The organism is Sphingobium chungangianum, assembly GCF_977014255.1.
Genome location: NZ_CDRNIV010000005.1, coordinates 73,272 through 93,336, shown reverse-complemented (window position 1 = coordinate 93,336; position 20,065 = coordinate 73,272). Strand labels below are relative to the sequence as shown.

Genomic DNA, 20,065 nt, shown 5'->3' with positions numbered 1-20,065 from the left:
CTGGCGGACATTCGTAACTGATGAGGCAAGTGGCATTTTCAGCACCTGCCCCCCCCTTAAGCACTCGGCCCTGCTCAGGGCTGATGTCGATTCCGCAGCACTGACTTTAATTCCTTACACTGAGCGGAAAGCGCGCATACGTAACGACAGTTCGATGGATGATCTTTAACGAAGAGTTGAAGTATTGGTACGGTGGGGTAGCCTCGCAGTCCAGTACAGCATGATCAGTCCGGTAGATTGTCAGTGCCTTCATTCTTCAGCCAGCTTACCGTCACATCGCGCAGCAAGTTCTTCTGCACCTTGCCCGTCACGGTCATAGGGAAGGCTTCCATGAAGCGGACGTAGCGCGGAATCTTGTAATGGGCGATCTGGCCGCGACAGGAGGCAATCAGGTCATCCACAGTGATTTGCATGCCAGCACGCAGGCGGACGCAGGCGCATACCTCTTCACCGAAGCGCTCGCTCGGAACGCCTACGACCTGTACATCCTCTATCGCGTCGTGACGGATGAGAAACTCCTCAATCTCTCGCGGATAGATGTTTTCGCCGCCCCTGATGATCATATCCTTCGCGCGGCCTACCACCCGGCCATAGCCTTCATCGTCGATAATGCCCAGATCACCCGTGTGCATCCAACCATCACGGATCGCATCAGCGGTCCGCTCCGGTTCGTCCCAGTAGCCCAGCATCACGGAATAGCCGCGCGTGCATAATTCTCCGGGCGTGCCGCGCGGAAGGATTTTGCCCGTCACGGGATCGATGACTTTGGCTTCCAGATGAGGCTGGACATGGCCGATCGTGGAAACGCGGCGCTCGACCGGATCGGTTACCGATGTCTGGAAGCTGACCGGGCTTGTCTCCGTCATGCCATAGGCGACGCCAACATCGCGCATATGCATTTCCGTCATAACCCGATTAATGATTTCGATAGGGCAAGGTGCGCCTGCCATCAGCCCAGTGCGCAGGGAGCTGAGGTCGAAGCGTGAAAATTGCGGATGCTCCAGTTCCGCAATGAACATGGTTGGCACGCCGTGTAATGCGGTGCAGCGTTCTGCCTCCACCGCTTCCAGAACCGCCAGCGGATCAAAGCCTGCAGAGGGGTAGACGATCGTAGCCCCATGAACGAGGCAGGCAAGGTTGCTCATCACCATGCCAAAGCAATGATAGAGCGGCACCGGCACGCAAAGCCGGTCGCCCGCCGTCAGGCCCATAGCTAGCCCGCAAAAATAGGCATTATTGAGGACATTGTGGTGGGAAAGCGTAGCGCCTTTGGGCAGGCCAGTCGTGCCGCTGGTGAACTGGATATTGATGGGGTCATGTGGGCGCAGCGCGGAGCCGATCGCCTCGATCCGCTCGCGCGGCAACTCGCTGCCGCTCTGCATGACGGTGTCAAAATCAAGCCATCCCGGTCGCGGTCCGCCGCCAATCTTGATGACATGCTCCAGAAGGGGGAGCCGGGATGACGCGATCTTTCCGGTATGCTGACTCAGTTCGGGCACCAGTTCCTCCACCATGGCGAGATAATCGCTGGTTTTAAAACTGTCGGCGCAGATGAGCGCTTTAACGCCCACTTTGTGCAGCGTATATTCCAACTCGCTGAGCCTATAGGCGGGATTGATGTTGACCTGGATGATGCCCACTACCGCCGTGGCGAACTGTGCGATGATCCATTCGGCGCAATTGGGCGCCCACACTCCGACGCGGTCACCTGGCCCCAGCCCCAGCGCGGTCAGTCCCAGCGCGAAATCATGCGCGGCATCCCTCAATGCCGCCCAACTGAAATGGAGGCCCTGATGGCGTGAGATCAAGGCGGTTTCATCAGGCCAACACTCCGCCGCGTGGTCAAGAGCCTGGCCTACAGTCCAGTCCAGGAGCGGACGCTCGCTGGATCCCACGACGTGACTGAAAAGATCCTGCTCCATTATCCTGTCCTGCTTTTCTTGCATCTACATTGTCCTTTGCTGGCCGCAGCATGAGGCCAGCGATCCTGCTCAGGTTCGAGCGACGCACGTATAGTAGACTGCGGTCAGGTCCCGCCGCCGACCCCGTCCCGCACTGCCGTCTCGTCCTTCCAACGCCTTCCGCTTTTGGCACATCCCATTTGCAACCCCCGGCGATGGCGTGGCCCTCCTGGAGCATTGCGGATGTCACCGCCCCTCCGAAATCAGCCAAAAATTCTTTCTTGCAATGGATTGCAAGGTGGACTAATTTGCAAACCATTGCAAGCCCGGATTAGACGGCTGCTGTTGTGGGGAGAATGATCATGAAGGTAAGAATGTCGCTCGTGACGTGCGTATCGTTGTGCGCGCTGAGCGGGCAAGCCTACGGGCAGACGGCATCGCAATCGGGCGACGCGAGCAGCACTGTAGCAGCGCAATCATCGGCCACGCAAAGCTCTGTCCCCGACATCGTCGTGACCGCGTCCAAAACCGGGCCGCAGTCACTGCAAAAAACGCCTCTGGCGATCCAGGCATTCTCAGGCGAAAGCCTCAAGGAAAAGAATGTTCAGGACGTCAACAACCTGATCACTGCCATTCCCGGCGCGTCCATCGCGCAGGAGACTGCTGCCGGTATCAAATCCTATAATATTCGCGGCGTCGGCGTCGGTGGGACCAACGGTGAAACCCCCATCGGCTATTATCTGGACGATGTACCCTTTGTCGTTCCAAATTTCGGTATTGCTCCTCCCATCAAGTTTCTTGATCTGGAACGGGTTGAGGTTCTTCGTGGCCCTCAGGGCACGCTCTACGGGCAAGGTTCGGCAGGCGGCACTATCATCTTCCGCACCCGCGACCCTGATCTATCGGCGGTCCAGGTGCTGGGCGAAGCCTCCGCCTCGTCCACAAGGGATGCGTCCGGCCTGAACTGGGGTGTTGCGGGCGCCCTGTCGGTACCGATTATCGAAGACGTGCTGGCGATAAGAGTGAGTGGCGGCATTTCGCGCCAGCAGGGCTATGCCGACGTTTATTACGGAGCCAATGACGGCACGCCCGATGAAAAGGACGTCAATCACCAAATAAATCGGGACTGGCGGATCGCGGTTTTGTTCAAGCCCTCCGACAGGTTCACGCTCCGCGCGCAAGTCTGGCAGTTCAGGCCAACCCAGGGTTATCAATCCATTTACAGCGGTGTCGATCCATTTACCTACGAGAATACGGCGGGTATCGATAGTTTCACCAGATCCAAATATACGCTTTACAGCCTGACCGGTGACCTCGACCTGGGCGGCGTCGCGATAACGAGTTCTACCAGTTACCTGAAAGGGTCGTTTGGTTACCGCACACCGCTGGGAGTGCTGGGTATTCCTGGAGGGAAATTCGACTCCTTCTTCAATCCGAAAAACTTCAATCAGGAAATTCGAGCGAGATCTACCGGTGCAGGGCCATTCCATTGGGTTGTAGGCGGCGCCTATAGCGCCGGCGAAGGTCCGCAGCGTAACGCTCTGGATTTTGTGGTGGTCCAGCAGGTAGCCGATAACAATGCGGTGACCAGAAATTGGGCCGGTTTTGGCGAAATCAGTTATGATCTGTTCGGTGGAAAGCTCGTGCCGCTTCTTGGTGTCCGCTACTATCATGATCGTCGCAGATATGAGGATGCAACATCCAGCTTGCCCGCGACGCTGAAGAAGACCACTTGGCGCGCAAACCTGTCATATTTCCCGAATGACGATATTTCGGCATTCGCCACTGTATCAACGGGCTTCCGTGTCAACACGATTCAGTCCGCGCTTCAGGTGCAATTGCTGGAGGCCGATGGCTTCCCAGCCAAGATCTTGCTGGATCCCTTGTCGTTGACCAATTACGAACTCGGCACCAGGGTACGGCTCTTCAATCGCACCTTAACTGTGGCGGCCAACCTCTATCACATCAAGTTCGATGGATTGCAGTCGGGCTATACGACAACTGCTGGCATCGGAGGCTTCCTCAACATCGGCAAGGCGCATTCGACCGGCATCGATATCGATGTAAATTGGCGCACGCCCGTGCCCGGTTTGACATTGGGAGGGGTCGCCAACATCAATTCCAGCAAATATGACGAGGTGGACCCGCAGGTTACGGCTCAACTTCCTCGCCTGGCCGAAGGTCGCCGTCTGGTAAATTCCGCAGGCTATAACTTTCGTATTGATGCCAGCTACACTCGCGAGATCAGCAACAATCTTGAGCTTTTCAGCAACGTGAACTTCAGCCAGACGGGATCGCGGCCGACGATCGGCGGTGTCACCGCAAGCCGTTATGATCTGTTGGGAGCGACGCTGGGTATCCGGCGAGGTCCTTACGAAATCGCGCTGTTTGGCGAAAACCTGACAGACGAACGCGGTCCGACGGATTATTTCGTGCCTACCGCTCTCAACGGTCCGGTTCCCCGCACGATCGGCGTCAGGATCCGCAAAGGCTTCTGATTAGCTGCGCTAGCAAAGCGCGGTCACTTGGTTCCCCGACACCGGACGATCCGGTGCCGGGGCTTCCTTTCTGCCGAACATGCGCTGGGCAGGGAAGATGATTTGAACTTAGGCGACATTCAAAGCTGTAAAATGCATCGATCGCGCATTTGTGAATTGGAGTGGGAAGGCATGGACGGTACATGTTCGCGGGGCGGCGGCGACGATAACAGTGCCGTCTCCATGTTCGACCTGAAGGCGGCCCTCTCTTGTCTTGATTTAGACGATAACGGGCACACCAACGCGGCTTTATTGTGCGGCGACCGGCATGCTGCTGATCGGGAACGCGTGGCATTGCGCCATCGCGGGCTTGATGGCGTCACGATGGAATGGACCTTCGCCCGGCTCGCCCACGACAGCGCGCGGCTAGCCACAGCGCTGGCATCGCTGGGCGTAACTAAGGGCGACCGGGTCGCCGGGTTGCTGCCGCGCTCGCCCGAACTCCTGATACTGATCCTCGCCACCTGGCGTCTGGGGGCAGTGTATCAGCCCTTGTTTACCGCCTTTGGATCGAAGGCGATCGAATATCGCCTGACAGAGGCGGACACCCGCGTGATCGTAACGGATCAGGACAATTGTCCCAAGATCGCCGATCTCCCTTCGTCGGTCGAGCAGATCATCGTGGGCGCGGATAAGGACAACGGCCAGCGGGACTTCTGGCTCATGATCGAAAGCGAGGAAGATGCCCATATGGCGGTGCCTTGCGGCCTGGACGATCCGTTGCTCATCATGTTTACGTCTGGCACCACAGGACCCGCCAAGCCGCTGCTGGTGCCGATCAAGGCGATCGCGGCATTCGCTGCCTACATGCGCGATGCTGTGGGCCTGCGCCGTGACGACCATTTCTGGAATTTGGCCGACCCCGGCTGGGCCTATGGCCTATATTATGCGGTAACCGGTCCTCTGGCGCTTGGCATGACGACGACCTTCAACCAGCGCGGGTTCGATGTTGACGACGCCTATGACACGATTGCCGAACTGGGGATCACAAATCTTGCGGGATCGCCGACGGCCTATCGGTTGCTGTTGGCGGGAGGGGCGGAGAAGGCCGCGCGCATCAAAGGCCAGCTTCGCGCCGTCAGTAGCGCAGGCGAGCCACTTAATCCTGAGATCATACGCTGGTTTGACGAGCATTTGAGCGCGCCGATCTACGATCATTACGGGCAGACCGAACTCGGCATGGTGCTGTGCAACCATCATGGGATCGATCATTCTATCCACGTCGGCTCGGCCGGCTTCGCGTCCCCCGGGCATCGCGTAGTTGTCATCTCGCCAGAAGGGGAGGAACTGCCTCAAGGGGAGCCGGGCATACTGGCGCTGGATCGCAAGGCATCGCCGATGATGTGGTTTTCGGGCTATCTGGAGCGGGAAACCAAAGCGTTCGTCGGTGATTATTATTTGAGCGGCGACACGGTCGAGCAGAATAAGGACGGCAGCATTTCTTTCATCGGCCGCGCCGACGACGTCATCACGACGTCGGGCTACCGCGTCGGGCCATTCGACGTCGAAAGCGCACTGCTCGAACATGAAGCCGTGATGGAATCCGCGGTGATCGGAAAACCGGACCCCGAGCGTACCGAGATCATCAAGGCGTTCATCGTACTGAACCAGGGCTATAGTGCGGACCAACCGGATCTGGCATCATCGATCCAGCGCTACGTCAAGACTCGCCTATCCGCTCATGCCTATCCGCGCGAAGTCGCGTTCGTGGAATCACTGCCCAAGACGCCCAGCGGCAAGGTGCAGCGCTTCCTGCTGCGCAACGAGGAAATCGCCAAGCAGCGTTAAGGGGCGCGTAAGGTGTTCCTCACCTGATCGGTAGGTCAATCTCATCGCGTCAATTGCCGGCTCGACCCGACCATGGGGTCGACGAGGCTAAGCCATCACGGTTGCTATCAAATGAATTGAAGGAGCATTTTGATCATGGACATCAACGGCTGCGCTGCCATCGTTACCGGTGGAGCTTCGGGGTTGGGAGGCGCGACCGCGCGCTTGCTAGCGGCATCGGGTGCACGGGTCGCCATCTTTGACCTTAACGCCGATGTCGGCTCTGCCACGGCGAATGAGATCGGCGGCATATTCCTCCCGGTCGATGTGACCGATGACGAGGGCGTGGCGGAGGCCCTTGCGATGGCGGAATCATCCCATGGCACGGCCCGTATCCTAGTCAACTGCGCCGGGATCGCTCCTGCGATGCGTATTGTGGACAGGCTGGGTCAGCCCCACTCATTGTCCACCTACCGCAAGGCCGTAGAGATCAACTTGGTAGGCACCTTCAACATACTGTCGAAGGTCGCCGCGCGCCTGATCGCCGCAGACATAGAAGGGGAGGAGGCAGGCGTAATCGTCAACACAGCCTCCGTCGCAGCCTATGACGGACAGATTGGGCAAGCCGCCTACGCCTCTTCAAAGGGCGGTGTGGTAAAGCTCACCCTTTCCGCTGCTCGCGACCTTGCCCAGCATCGTATCCGGGTGATGAGCATCGCGCCGGGTCTGTTCCTGACCCCTATGCTGATGGGACTGCCGCACCCCGCCCAAGTTTCCCTTGGCGCGCAGGTTCCTCACCCCAGCCGGTTGGGACGCCCCGAGGAATATGCTCAAATGGTCGAAGCAATCGTCCGTAACCCGATGCTCAATGGCGAAGTCATACGCCTTGATGGCGCCATCCGAATGGCACCGCGATAATGGCAGAAAAACGACATCAAGGCGCGCCACGTGGCATGCCCGACATCTTATTCCCCAGTACTGCGCGGCCGCCGGATAACCGCTGACCTCCTTAGATGCGGGACAAAATATCAGGGTTGCCCGAAACGCGCGCGGAGGGTCTTTTTGTCGAGTTTGCCGACACTCGTCTTGGCAAGGGCATCGACCTGAATGACCGCCGGGATCGCCCATTTGGAGATGATCCCCTGGTCACAATAGGGTTGCAGATGGGCCGCTATGGCTTCGGTGGTGATCGCCGATGATGCTTCACTTGCCGCGACGATGAGCGCCAGTGGACGCTCGCCCCAACGGGCGTCAGGAATGCCGATCACTGCGACCTCGCGAACGTCGCAGTGCTGCGAGATCAGGTCTTCTATTTCAAGGGATGACACCCACTCGCCGCCCGACTTGATCACATCCTTCATCCGATCGGTAATCCGCAGCCAGCCGCCGGGGTCGATCATCCCAACATCGCCGGTATGCAGGTAGCCGGTGGCCCATAGCCGTTTCGAGGCGGCGGCGTCGCCAACATAGGCCTGAGTGAGCCAAGGGGCGCGCGCGACGATTTCGCCTGACTGTTCTCCATCATGCGGAAGAGAATTGCAGGACTCGTCGATGATGGCGAGTTCCACGAGCGGAACTGGGCGGCCGGCCTTTGTTCGGGCGACAATCTGCGCCGCTAGCCCCTCCTCGATCATATCGGTCCCCAATTGCGCCAGACTGAGGATCGGGCAGGTCTCACTCATGCCGTAACCGGTGAAGATGTCGATGCCCCGCTCAATTGCCGTGCGCGCAAGTCCTGCCGGAAGAGCGGAACCACCGATGACGATCTTCCATCCGCCAAGGTCCGTTTCGCTGCTGTCCTGACAGGAGAGAAGCATCTGGAGCAGTGTCGGCACGCAGTGCGAGAAAGTAACGCCTTCCTTTCGGCGCAGCATGAGCAGCGTTTCCGCCTCATAGCGGCCGGGATAGACCTGCTTTAGCCCCAACATGGTAGCGACGAAGGGCAAGCCCCAGGCATGGACGTGAAACATCGGCGTGATCGGCATGTAGACGTCGCCGCGGTGAAGCCGTCCCTGATCGGCAGCGGAGCCCAACGCAGTGGCAGCCGCCAGACTATGCAGGACCAGTTGGCGATGGCTGAATGACACGCCCTTGGGCAAACCCGTCGTGCCAGTCGTGTAGAAAGTCGTCGCGCAGGCATCCTCATCGAAGTCCGGGAAGAGGAAGGAGGGAGATGCCGCTGTGATCAGCTCCTCATACTCCCCCGCGGAGGGAAGCGTGGTAACAGGGGACGCCCCGGCATCGGCGAGCAGGATCAAGGTGCCGACGGTCTCCAGCCGATCCCACAGCGACTCGATCAGCGGCAGGAAATCCGCGTGGACGAGCAGCACGTCGTCGCGGGCGTGATTGATCGTGAACAATATCTGTTCGGGCGACAACCTGACGTTCACCATATGGAGCACCGCGCCGATGCCGGGGACGGCGAAATAGCTTTCGAGATAGCGGTGACTGTCCCAGTCAAGCACGCCCACCGTCTGGCCCGGCGTGACGCCCAGATCGGTAAGGACATTCGCCAGTTGCGCGACGCGGCGGTTGAAATCGCGATAGCTGTGCCGGACCGTGTCGCGGTACACGATCTCCTGGTCGGGCGCATGGGCCATGGCGGATTGCAGCAATAGCTTGATCAGCAAGGGACCGCCATGGGCCGACGGAGTCCGCTCGATCCGCCTTACACCGGTAATGAAGGATGCAGGTCTCGCTATATGATCACGGAATTCAGTCATGGTCAGGCCCTTAGTGCATCAGCGTCTAGAGCATATAGCAGGTCCGCACTCGCCGTTGCGGCGGCGCGAAGCCCCATCGCTTCGGGAAGAACCTGTTCGAGGTAGAAGCGGCACACGACCTTCTTCGTCCGCCCGAACGCATCGTCGGCAGCGGCACGCGCTTCCCGCTCCATCAGCCAGCCGCAGACGGCGGTCGACAGCATAGTGAGGTAAGGATAGCTCGCTGCAAGACGGTCGTCATGCCCCAGACCGGCCATCCCTCGACCGATTTCGTCGCAAACCGCAATCAGGTCGCATAGCGGAGCACCTTCCGCATCGCGACGCATATCATTGATCAGGCTGAGAAGAACCCCGCCATTGTCGAGGCCGAGCTTGCGTCCGACCAGGTCGGCCGCCTGGATGCCGTTCGTGCCTTCGTAGATTCGCGCTATTCGCACGTCACGCAAGAACTGGGCGACGCCTGTTTCCTCAACATAGCCGACGCCGCCATGCACCTGCATGCAAAGGGACGCGACCTCGCACCCGATATCGGTCGCATGCGCCTTTGCCAGCGGTGTAAGCAGTTCGAGCCGCATCTGAGCGTCCTGGTCACCGCCAGCCGAACGATCGACCATACTAGCCGCATAATAGACTAGTGCGCGAGCAGCCTGTGTTTGCGCTTTCATGCGCAGCAGCATGCGCCGCACGTCGGGATGCTCGGCGATCGGCACCGGCGCGCGGTTTGCACTCCCCGCGCGAGCAGACTGGATACGCTCAGCGGCAAATGCACTCGCCTTGTCCGTCGCTGCTTCGGCGATCTGGACGCCTTGCAAGCCTATGTTCAGCCGGGCATTGTTCATCACGGTGAACATTGCAGGCATGCCGCCGCCGATTGCGCCGATCAGTTCCCCTACACACTCGCAGTTATCGCCAAAGGAAAGCATGCAGGTGGGTGAGGCATGAAGGCCCATCTTATGCTCGATCGATACAGCGCGCACATCATTGAAGATGCTCGGCGCTCCGCTTTCGTCAAGGCGATATTTCGGCACCAAAAACAGCGAGATGCCGCGCGTTCCCTCCGGCGCATCCGGCGTCCGGGCAAGCACGAGATGGATGATGTTTTCCGTAAGGTCGTGATCTCCGAACGAGATGAATATCTTTTGACCCGTGATGTTCCACCGACCGTCCTGGCGAGGTGTGGCCCTCGTCCGGAGCGCCCCGACATCCGAACCTGCTTGCGGTTCGGTAAGGTTCATCGTGCCAGCCCACTCGCCCGATGTCAGTCGCGGCAAATAGAGTCGCTTCTGCTCCTCGCTGCCGTGATGGATCAGCGCTTCTATCGACCCTGTGGTGAGGATGGGCAGCAAGGCGAAGGCGAAATTCGCCACTCCCAATGTTTCCAGAACCGCCATCTGCAGCGCGAATGGCAAGTTCTGACCGCCAAAACCCTGGGGAGCGGCGATGCCGCCCCATCCGCCCTCCACATAGGCGCGGTAGGCTGCGGCAAAGCCCTCAGGCAAACATACCCCTGCTTCGCTCCACTTTGCACCGATCGTGTCACCGACGCGTCGAAGTGGCGCCCACTCACCTGCGGCAAGCTGGGCGACACCTTCAAGGACCGCGTCGATAACATCTTGTTCGATTTTCAGCCTGTCAATGTCTGCCAAGGTGCGGAGGACAAAGCGTTGCTCAGCGATCAGGCTGGTAAAGGTCATTATGGTTCCCTTGCGGTTTCACGCCCGTCCGGCGATGGGCGTGATGAGAATTTACAGGACTTCTTGAGCGACTCCCTTCTAGGCAAGCGCCCGAAACTCAGGCTGGCGCGACAGCCCTCTGGGTGTCCAGCTCACGAATAAGTTGCCGGTGGCGTTCCCGATCCAGCCGATATGTGAGGATTAACGGGAGCACTATGAGGAAGGCTAGGCCATGGCCAGCTCCCCACAATAGCCCTAGAAACGTTGCGGACTGATCGGCAATTTGCGCAGCGCCTGCGCCGGCATTGGCTTTGAGGCCAACCATCGACAGGACGGAACCGGCGGCGAGGGATCCGATTCCGACTGCCGCCTTGGCCGAGAAGACAAGCGCACTATAATATAGCCCTTCGCACCGCTGGCCGAACCTGGCTTCATGCTCATCGACCGCATCGGCTATCATTGACTGAAATCCGATGAAGAAGAGGGAATTGCAGGCGCCGAACAGCCCGCTCGCTCCCACCAGGACTGCCGTGGCCGCCGGGTTAGGCAAAGGCCCTAGAAACTGATGGGCAATCAGGACGGAAGCGGTCTGGCCGAACGCGATCGTGCAGAGTCCCAGGATCACGACATCGCGCTTTTCCATGTGCTTGAGCAACAGCGCGGTGACGGGAATACCCAGAAGCAGGCCGATCTGGAATCCCATGATGGGAACCTGATTAAGCGAAGCGGGCAGCTTCCAGAAATAGCTGTACGCATAGAGGTTTAAGGCGTTCATGCTGCCACCTATGGCCAGAGCAATCAGGGCCGACGTGAACAGAACGACAAACGACCTGTTGCGCAGAAGATCGCGCAGGTCTTCGACAAAGGACTTGGACGTCGCGGCGGGCGTGAGGTGCTCGACTGGGCTCGCAGCAACCGCCCGACGCACGCCAAGGATGCAGATGAGTCCCATCACCAGGACTACGGCTGACAGCAGCAGCCCCAGCTGCATATAGGCAGTGCGCGACGCATAGGCTTCCTTTGTCGCGAAGATGAGTCCGAAGGCCGGCGCGATGGTGAGGACCGTGCCGATGAACCCGAAAATCATCCGATAAGCAGTGACGCTCGACCGCTCGTCGTAGTCACTCGTCAATTCGGCGGTGAGCGCCGAATAGGGAAGCGCATAGAGCGATGTTCCGACCCGAAGCGAAACGTTGAGAAGGAGGGCGACGCTGATGGCGGCCACCGTGTCTCCCGATACCGCTATGCCGAACAACGCTATCGAAGCGATGCAGATCACCGGCAGTCCGAACACCATGAACGGCAGGCGGCGGCCCCAGCGCGAGTGGGAGCGATCCGACCAGGATCCGATCAGGGGATCCGCGATCGCATCTATGACGAGGGATGCAAAGATGATTGCGCCCGCCACTGCGGGCGAAATTCCAGCTACACTGGTGAGGTAGAACAGGAGGAATGTGTTGGCGACGAATGTGGCCGATACTTCCACGCCCTGACCACACCCGAACAGGAGTTTGGTTCGAATCGGCAACCGTACATTTACGGTGCCGCAAGATGCGCTGGAGCTCATGAAATCCTCTCTCCAGCGGCCTTGCTGGATGTTCTTGCAATCCATTGCATAACAGTGGCTTTGCCGCTATGCAAGGGCCCACAGCCGACAGCACGGTGGTTTAGGAGAGGTCATGAAGAGCGAGAAGGTTGCGAGGATCAGCGGCACGGTGGCGCCAGGTTTCGAACGTTGCCGGGACGCTTTTGCCACTGGACTGCGAGGCGGCGCGGAGGTCGGCGCTGCTTGTTCGATCCGCGTGAAGGGCGAAACCGTCGTTGATCTTTGGGGCGGTGTCGCCGACGCGGATAGTGGCGCTGCATGGAGAGCCGATACTATCGTTCCTGTCTTTTCGGTGTCGAAGGGCGTGGCTGCCGTCTGCGTGCTGCATCTAGTGAGTCAGGGCCTGATCGATCTCGATGCGCCGGTCGCGCGTTACTGGCCGGAATTCGCCCAGGCCGGCAAGGGAGCCCTCACGGTTCGCAACGCATTGGCGCATCGAGCCGGCGTGCCCTTCATCGATGGCGATGTCAGCGCGGAGCAGATCGGCGATGTCGAGCATATGGCCGCCCGACTGGCCGCCCAGCCCCCGATGTTCGAGCCGGGGTCGGTGCATATCTATCATGCGGTCACGGTCGGCTGGTTCACCAGCGAACTTGTCCGAAGGGTGACGGGTCAAACGGTCGGCCAATGGCTCGCCGACAATGTCGCGACCCCGCTCGACCTGTCGCTCTATTTCGGCGTGCCCCGCGCCGACCAGCAGCGCGTCGCGAGGCTCGTTCATCGCGATCCCGCGCAGGCAGCCGCCGTGATAGAGGCTAGCATGGCGCCCGGCTCGCTGCCGTGGCAGGTGATGACGATCAACGGAGCCCTGTCATTCGCGGCGGATTTCGGCAAAGGCAGCCTGAACGACCCGCATGTGCAGTCGATGGAGCTTGCAGGGGCAGCGCTTGTGGCTGATGCCCGGTCGCTGGCGACATTTTACGCGGCCTGCCTCGCCCCGATCGACGGCATCCGCCTTCTGTCCGACGAGGTCATCGCCGATGCGATCCGTCCCGTCTCGACCGGCAAGCAATTCGGTCTGGAAGAAGAAGGCCCGGCATGGGGCGCAGGGCTCATGATCCCCTGGCGCGTGCAGCCCATGCTCGGCGGATCCAGCTTCGGGCACGACGGTATGGGCGGCAGTCTCGCTTTCGCGTCGCCGGAGCGAGAAGTTGGCTTCGCCTATGTTCGCAATGGCATGGCGGCTGGCGGGGTCGAAGATCCTGAAGTCTATGCCGTGGTGAAGGCGCTTGACGATATTCTCGATGAAAGGATCAAGGCATGACATTGGACCCCGTTCTGGCCGAGATATTGAAGGCCATCCCATCGGAAGTGGAACTGCCGATCGACTGGCCCGGCCAACGTGCGAATGCCGCATCACTGCTGCCTCTGATCTTAGGTCCGGCACCCATTACGGAGGTCGCGGGGGTGGACGCGCGGAACATCGACGGACCGGGCGGCCCGGTGCCCCTGCGCATCTATCGCCCGACCAAACCGACGACGATCACCCTGCACTACATCCACGGCGGCGGCTGGACGATCGGCGATCTCGACACGGTGGACCATACGATCCGTTATCTGTGCGAAGCGCTGCCCGCGGTAATCGTGTCGAGCACCTACCGCCTCGCCCCCGAACATCCTTTCCCTGCCGCCTATGAGGACTCGCTTGCCGCCGCGCAGTGGGTTCTCGACAATGTCGATGCCCTTGGCGGCGATGTCCGGCAGGTCGTGATCGCAGGCGATAGCGCGGGGGGCAATCTGGCCGCGACGACGGCCATCGGCTTGCGTGACGCGGCAAGGGAAAGAGGCGAGACAGGTCCCCACCCGCTCAAGGCGCAGCTTTTGCTCTACCCCTCAGTCGACCTGCGTGCCGAAGGTTGGGCATTTCCCTCCCGCGTGGCGAATGCCGACCCCAGCCTGCAGGCCGACACTTTGCGGGCGACGGCGGATGCCTATATCGGCGACAGCGACCCGAACGACTGGCGGCTCTCGCCGCTCGGAGCGCAGGATCTGTCCGGCCTGCCCCCTGCCCTCATCGTCGTCCTGTCGGTCGATCCCCTGCGCGATGAGGCGATCGCATATGCGGAACGGCTGCGTCAGGCGGGAGGCCGCGCCGAAGTGATCGAGTTCTCGAACCTGATCCATGGCTTCACCCATTTAAGGCGCATCATCCCCGCCGCAGCCGTGGCATCAGACGAGGTTTTAGAGCAATTTCGGAGCCTGCTTCACACGACCTGAGGCAAACTGAGTAAGAAAAGCATTGCCATCGTTTGCAAGAAGGGCTTTCTCATCTGGTGCCTCAGACCAAACGTCCATCCGCGAAGATAACTAGCGACACGCCTGCCTCGTCATCCGAAACAGGCGTGCTGCAAGCCCGTACCTTGCAGGAAATGGCGAAGCTGGCGGGCGTATCCGCTGCAACAGTTTCCCGTGCTTTGGCGGACAATAGCCTTATCGCCTTGAAGACGCGCAGGCGCATCCAGGCTTTGGCAAAGGAGGTCGGCTTTTCCGTGAACCCGGCCGCGCGCATGCTGCGCACGCGCCAGTCGCACACGATCGCGCTCGTCCTGCCGCTGGGCCATGAAAAGGGACAGCATTTAAGCGACCCGTTCTTCATGGCGATGCTGGCCTATCTTGCCGACGCGGTGTCGCAGCGGGGCTATGATCTGCTCTTTAAACGCATCGAACCGGAACATGACAACTGGTTGCGCCAGATTATCGACAGCAGCCGGGTCGATGGCGTGCTGGTGGTGGGTCAATCGGATCAGGCCGCCGTGTTGCAGGAGGTCGGCTTGACCTATGAGCCGATGGTGGTGTGGGGCCAATATAGCCCTGAACAAAGTTATTTGTCGGTGGGGGTCGACAATGTGGAGGGTGGCCGCATCGCGGCGGCACGGCTGATGGCACAAGGGCGCCGAAAGCTTGCCTTCCTGGGCAATATCGGCGTTCCTGAATTTGCTGCGCGCTATGAAGGTTTCCTGTCGTCAGCGTCGTCCGATACTCCGCAGCCTCCCGTCCTGATCCCAGCACATCTCACTTCCCAGGACGCGTTTGCCGCTGCGGAAACGCTTTTCCGGGAGCATCCCGATGTGGATGGCGTGTTTGCTGGGTCCGACGTCGTGGCGATGGGCGTGATCCGAGCCGCAGCCGCGCTGGACCGATCCGTCCCGCAAGATCTGTCGGTCATCGGTTTCGACGACGTGCCGATCGCGGCGCAAAGCAACCCGCCGCTGACGACGATCCGCCAGGATCTGGAACGCGGCTCCGCGCTGATGTGCGACTTGTTGTTCAAGCGGATGAAGGGCGAGGCGTGTGAATCGGTGCGCCTCGCTCCTGAATTGATCGTACGCATCTCGGCCTAGGGTCAGGACCTATTAAATCTCTTGCCGAGCGGAAGATTGATTGATTCAATGGCTGCGTGAGGAGACGTTGCCATGAGTGATGTGATTTGGCTGTCGGAGGCGCAGATGCGCCGGATCGAGCCCTATTTCCCTCTTTCTCACGGCGTGCCGCGGGTGGATGATCGTCGGATCATCAGCGGTATCATCTTCGTCATCAGGAACGGCTTGCGATGGCGCGATGCGCCCGCCGACTATGGTCCGCCCAAGACGATCTATAATCGTTTCATCCGGTGGAGTCGGCTCGGTGTGTTCAACAAGATTTTCTCCGCCCTTTCGGCGCAAGGCGGCAAGCCAGACCAGTTGATGATTGATGCGACGCATCTGAAGGCGCACCGGACAGCTGCCAGTCTGCTCAAAAAGGGGCTGTTCCCAGACGTATCGGACGCACCAAAGGCGGCCTGAACTCGAAGCTCCACGCCGTGTGCGACGGCAAGGGCAGGCCACTGGTCATGCTGCTAAGCGAGGGCCAGATGAGCGACTACAAGGGAGCAGCCCTGATGCTCGACGCTTTGCCCCGTGCCAAAGCCCTGCTCGGCGATCGAGGCTATGACGCCGACTGGTTCCGCAAGGCCCTCGCCGAACGCAACATCACGGCCTGCATCCCGTCAAAGCGGAACCGGAAGGTCCCGATCCCGCACGACGCTATGCTATATCGCCAGCGTCACAAGATCGAGAATATGTTCGGCAGGCTCAAGGACTGGCGGCGCATCCATACCCGCTACGATCGCTGCGCTCACACCTTCATGTCAGCCATCTGCATCGCAGCAACCGTCATCTTCTGGATTAATCAATGAGTCCTTCTCTGATTGGGGCCTTTGGGTCAAGCTGCATCCTCAGTATCGTGACCGCTCCCATGGATCACTTGCTTCTCTCCGCGATCGACGCTTGGTCGCCGCATAATGGGGTTAGAAGAACGAGGCGCTTCAATCTGAGCCTCGACCTTCAGACATGCTGAGGTTCTGGACTCACTGCGAAGTCGGCTCGCCCATCGTCCCCATGGGAACGATCGCTTCCCACCCGGCTTGGGCGGAAACTGATTTATCTCCTCACACAGCCGCGACCGCCGACGCTTTACCCCAGCGGAAGTCGGTTTGATCGGTCCACATGCGATGTAAAATGACGGCGAGCTTTCGTGCGACGGCGACGCGTGCCTTTGCCAATCCGCGGCGTTGCGCGATGCGCATGCCCCACGCTTTCAGTGTCGACCATTTCGTGCAGCGCGTCAGCAATGTATGCGCGGCTTCGTAGAGAGCGGTGCGAGCGAGTTCGTCCCCACATCGACTTATGCGGCCCTGAATGTCCGTTTCGCCTGATTGGTAGCGGCGCGGCGTAAGACCGAAATGCGCCCCGACGTCGCGTGACCGCCGGAAGCGTTCAGGCTGATCAACCGTCGCGCGAAAAGTCAGCGCAGTAAGCGGTCCAACTCCAGGTACCGTCATCAGCCGGCGACAGACAGGTTCGACACGAACGGCATCCAGAACCCGCTTTGTCAGACGTGCAAGTTCAATGGCCATCGTCGCTAGGATAGCCAGTAATGGTTCGACAATGTCTGTGATGCCAGCATCCGCCGAGGCGAGCTCTCTGGCGCGCGGTGCGAACATTTTCCGACCAGGCGTGCCGAGCTTTAGCCCTGCCTCGCGTAAGACCGCACGGACCTCGTTCTCAATGTCGCGCTGCTTGTTCAGCACCATCCGCCGAGCACCAAGCAGCGCGCGGGCAGAGCGGCACGGCGGGCTCTTCACATGTACTGCCCGATACCATCCTGTGCGGATGATTTGAGCCAGGCCGCGAGCATCATTACGATCACTCTTATTGGGCATTGCGCCCATTGCGGCCTTAGCCGCGCGAGTTTCGATACACAGCACCGGAAGCCCGGCTCGGGCCATCCCCTGATGCAGCCAGGATGCCAGTGAACAGGCCTCAAGACCAATACGCTCGATCGGTAAGTCGAGTGCGGCGAAGGCATCGATTAAGGCAGCGGGGTCGCTCGACGCGCGAAGTTCGCGTTCGATCTTGCCTACCTCATCGACGATACAGATCGCTGTCTCTTCCAACGAAACATCCAGTCCGGCATAGTAGCGCATGGTTGCTCCTCCTTATGGTTGTGGCCGCTCAACACGGACCACGTCTTACCATTTTGCGAGGAGCAGCCACCCAAGCGATTCAGGGTCGGCCCCAATCACCCCATCTGATCTTAGCTCGCTAGGCTTTTGGGCGACGATTCAGGTTGGGCGCGATCAAGAGCTGCCTTGGCCAATAGCAGCGCGCCTCTCAGTCCGACATCGGCTTCCAGTTGAGGTGGTTGTATGATCTGGCCTACCGTGCCACGCTCAGCGAGATAACCAGCCGCTAAATGTTCGGCATGGACACGGACGCGGTCCAGAAGCCCGGGCGTACCCATCACTCCGCCGCCAAACACGATGCGACCGGGAGAAAGCATTGCCAGCATGGAGGCCACCAGATGGCCGAGATACCACGCCACAATGTCATGCGCGGGGTGATTCTCATCCAGCTGTGACAAGGAGCGGCCCCAACGGGCGATGATGGCGGGACCACTCGCCAATCCTTCCACACAGGCGCCATGATAGGGGCAACAACCCGGGAAATCCGTGTCCATCGGATGACGGGGAGGCACCAAGTGACCCATCTCCGGGTGCCGCAGTCCGTGAAGAGCGCGCCCATCAAACACCGCGCCGCCACCTATGCCCGTTCCCACCGTCACATAGATCAAACCCTGTCCGCAGGCTTCACCCCCTGCCTCGACTTCAGCCAAGGCGGCAGCGTTGACGTCGGTGTCGATTTCGATGGGCACCGCAAATGCCTCGCGCAGAGGCTCGACCAGCGATACTCGGCTCCATCCGGCTTTGGGCGTATCCGTCAAGGAACCCCAGTTGGGCCGTGATTGATCAAGCTCGATCGGACCGAAGCTGGCAACGCCCAAGCTGGCCAGGCGCCCATATTGCTGTTGCGCCTGCCGTAGGAAGTCAACCATGCGCCCGATCGTATCTGCCGGGTGGGTCGTTTCTATGCGCGTACGCGTCAGCCACTGGCCTTCGCCATTCGCCAGCGCGCAAATGAATTTCGTGCCGCCCGCTTCGATGCAGCCGTATAGCGGCTTTGCTCCTACGTCCATCTTCACTCCCATTCGCAGGCGGGCTGCGGTTGCACGACGTCACCGTCGAAGATGAGCGAGAACACCGGCGCGACCGTACCGCCGAACATGGCGCGACGCTCCTTCCGCGCCTGCGGGGGCTCCGTTCCCTTCGCTCCTGGATAGTCGATAAAGCTGATCACGTTTCCTTCGCTCGACACCCACCAACAATAAGCCTGAAGTGGTGAATCGACAGGATTGGCAGCGACCAGGCCGGTCCCGTTCAGTGGACGCCATGGACCAGCGAAACGCTCTGCCACCATGCCGTAAAGGCCAGTAGGAGCCCCCACGTCAGCTGCATGGCGGCGGCCGTGGCTGGACCAGAAGCAATAATATAGTCCGTCGCGGACGATCACATGCGGTCGTTCCATCTCACTGTTCACGCCAACCGCTTCGATCAGCGGCGGCTGCAGAGTCCAGCCGTCCATGGTGCGGGTCGCCAGGCCGATAACGCCATCCAGCCTGTTGTCCGTCCATCCAGCCGAACCGGTGAACAGCAGATACTCAGCCCCATCTGCCGGATCCCGGAAAAAGCATGGATCACGAAAGCCCCAGATGCCATGGGCAGGCGCGACGATCTGGTCGGCAATCTTGTACCAGTGGCCATCGGCCGCGACGGATTGAACCGGCTTAGACCAATTGCGGAAGACAGGCATGTCGCCGTCGAATTCAAATTCGGCATGCGTTTCAAAGAGCCGCTGCTCGAAGCTGTGGGGCCCGTCCCGCTGGCCTGTTGCCGTGAAATACAAAGTGACGGTCCGGCCATCTTCCGCAAGTACTGAGCAACCGGACCATTCCCGACTGCCAGGCGACCATCCATCGGGCAATAACCAGCCGTGATCCCGCCACCCGTCCGTACCACGACTTGTAAAGCGAATGCGGGCGATGTCGTGGCGGTCTTCCGGATCGTCCAGCATCGCAGTTGCCAGAAAGAACCAATATTCGCGTTCATCAGCAATGACAGGGCTGCCATCCGGCCGGGTTAGCTGCCACATGTCCCACAGGTCGAGACCTTCGATCACCCGGGCGGGCGGCATATGTTGTATGAGGGGCAGACGGCTAAATTTCTGGTCGCGGGCGTGAGCGATCCATTCCTTGGAAAGATGGGTCCCCATCGTTTGAGGATGGTTGATGGCATTGCCATTCCCTGACATTCCGATCGGCATCTTCCCTCCTGAGCGCGTCAAAGCTGTAAAGACACACACATGGCCCGCGCTTGCAATCCATTGCAGATGCCGTATGCTGCAATCCATTGCAAGGTGGTTTTGTGTGAAGTTCGTTTATTGACGCGCTAAAATGATCACTTTCGGAGGGGGCAGCGGCTATC

Annotated in this window: 14 protein-coding genes; 7 read left to right on the top strand and 7 right to left on the bottom strand. The window is 59.9% G+C overall.

The window, feature by feature from the left end; all coding sequences use genetic code 11:
- Positions 1-224 precede the first annotated feature (224 nt).
- Positions 225-1,922 carry an AMP-binding protein gene (locus tag ACWNC0_RS06400; RefSeq protein WP_449470525.1) on the bottom strand — a complete coding sequence of 566 codons (1,698 nt, stop codon included), beginning with the start codon at positions 1,920-1,922 and terminating at the stop codon, positions 225-227.
- 353 nt (positions 1,923-2,275) lie between these two features.
- On the opposite strand from ACWNC0_RS06400, the gene ACWNC0_RS06395 reads away from it, so the two are divergent.
- The 3 genes from ACWNC0_RS06395 (at position 2,276) to ACWNC0_RS06385 (ending at position 7,123) form a co-directional block, all read left to right on the top strand.
- On the top strand, positions 2,276-4,399 hold the full coding sequence (locus ACWNC0_RS06395; RefSeq protein WP_449470412.1) for a TonB-dependent receptor: 2,124 nt from the start codon (positions 2,276-2,278) through the stop codon (positions 4,397-4,399).
- Between the two features lie 171 nt (positions 4,400-4,570).
- Positions 4,571-6,226 (top strand): AMP-binding protein, encoded by a 1,656-nt coding sequence (locus tag ACWNC0_RS06390; protein ID WP_449470411.1) that lies wholly within the window; start codon positions 4,571-4,573, stop codon positions 6,224-6,226.
- A 135-nt stretch (positions 6,227-6,361) separates the two neighbouring features.
- On the top strand, positions 6,362-7,123 hold the full coding sequence (locus ACWNC0_RS06385) for an SDR family NAD(P)-dependent oxidoreductase (RefSeq protein ID WP_449470409.1): 762 nt from the start codon (positions 6,362-6,364) through the stop codon (positions 7,121-7,123).
- A 110-nt stretch (positions 7,124-7,233) separates the two neighbouring features.
- Here the strand turns inward: ACWNC0_RS06385 and ACWNC0_RS06380 are convergent, their stop codons facing one another.
- From ACWNC0_RS06380 to ACWNC0_RS06370, 3 genes are all read right to left on the bottom strand, one after another.
- Positions 7,234-8,928: a fatty acid--CoA ligase gene (locus tag ACWNC0_RS06380; RefSeq protein ID WP_449470408.1), complete on the bottom strand. Its 1,695-nt coding sequence runs from the start codon at positions 8,926-8,928 to the stop codon at positions 7,234-7,236.
- A 2-nt stretch (positions 8,929-8,930) separates the two neighbouring features.
- The gene (locus ACWNC0_RS06375; protein WP_449470406.1) at positions 8,931-10,622 is read right to left on the bottom strand and encodes an acyl-CoA dehydrogenase; all 1,692 of its coding nucleotides are present in this window, start codon (positions 10,620-10,622) and stop codon (positions 8,931-8,933) included.
- Between the two features lie 97 nt (positions 10,623-10,719).
- Complete coding sequence (locus ACWNC0_RS06370) at positions 10,720-12,168, bottom strand: MFS transporter (RefSeq protein WP_449470404.1); 1,449 nt, start codon at positions 12,166-12,168, stop codon at positions 10,720-10,722.
- A 112-nt stretch (positions 12,169-12,280) separates the two neighbouring features.
- On the opposite strand from ACWNC0_RS06370, the gene ACWNC0_RS06365 reads away from it, so the two are divergent.
- From ACWNC0_RS06365 to ACWNC0_RS06350, 4 genes are all read left to right on the top strand, one after another.
- Positions 12,281-13,471, top strand: coding sequence for a serine hydrolase domain-containing protein (locus tag ACWNC0_RS06365; protein ID WP_449470402.1), 1,191 nt, complete (start codon positions 12,281-12,283; stop codon positions 13,469-13,471).
- Positions 13,468-14,424: an alpha/beta hydrolase gene (locus ACWNC0_RS06360; RefSeq protein WP_449470401.1), complete on the top strand. Its 957-nt coding sequence runs from the start codon at positions 13,468-13,470 to the stop codon at positions 14,422-14,424. The genes ACWNC0_RS06365 and ACWNC0_RS06360 overlap by 4 nt, the downstream gene beginning before the upstream one ends.
- Positions 14,425-14,480: 56 nt before the next feature.
- On the top strand, positions 14,481-15,548 hold the full coding sequence (locus ACWNC0_RS06355; protein WP_449470399.1) for a LacI family DNA-binding transcriptional regulator: 1,068 nt from the start codon (positions 14,481-14,483) through the stop codon (positions 15,546-15,548).
- A gap of 72 nt (positions 15,549-15,620) precedes the next feature.
- Positions 15,621-16,381 (top strand): IS5 family transposase gene (locus tag ACWNC0_RS06350; RefSeq protein WP_449470398.1). Its coding sequence is split into 2 segments (ribosomal slippage): positions 15,621-15,954 and positions 15,954-16,381, totalling 762 coding nucleotides; the frame shifts between segments, so codons are not numbered across the junction.
- A 252-nt stretch (positions 16,382-16,633) separates the two neighbouring features.
- Here the strand turns inward: ACWNC0_RS06350 and ACWNC0_RS06345 are convergent.
- The 3 genes from ACWNC0_RS06345 to ACWNC0_RS06335 all read right to left on the bottom strand — a co-directional run bounded on the left by ACWNC0_RS06345 (position 16,634) and on the right by ACWNC0_RS06335 (position 19,904).
- Positions 16,634-17,671, bottom strand: a complete 1,038-nt coding sequence (locus tag ACWNC0_RS06345; protein WP_449469137.1) for an IS110 family transposase — start codon at positions 17,669-17,671, stop codon at positions 16,634-16,636.
- A gap of 110 nt (positions 17,672-17,781) precedes the next feature.
- A complete protein-coding gene (locus ACWNC0_RS06340) occupies positions 17,782-18,720 on the bottom strand; it encodes an ROK family protein (RefSeq protein WP_449470396.1) in 939 nt (312 codons plus the stop codon).
- Positions 18,721-18,722: 2 nt separating this feature from the next.
- Positions 18,723-19,904: a glycoside hydrolase family 68 protein gene (locus tag ACWNC0_RS06335; RefSeq protein WP_449470394.1), complete on the bottom strand. Its 1,182-nt coding sequence runs from the start codon at positions 19,902-19,904 to the stop codon at positions 18,723-18,725.
- Positions 19,905-20,065 lie beyond the last annotated feature (161 nt).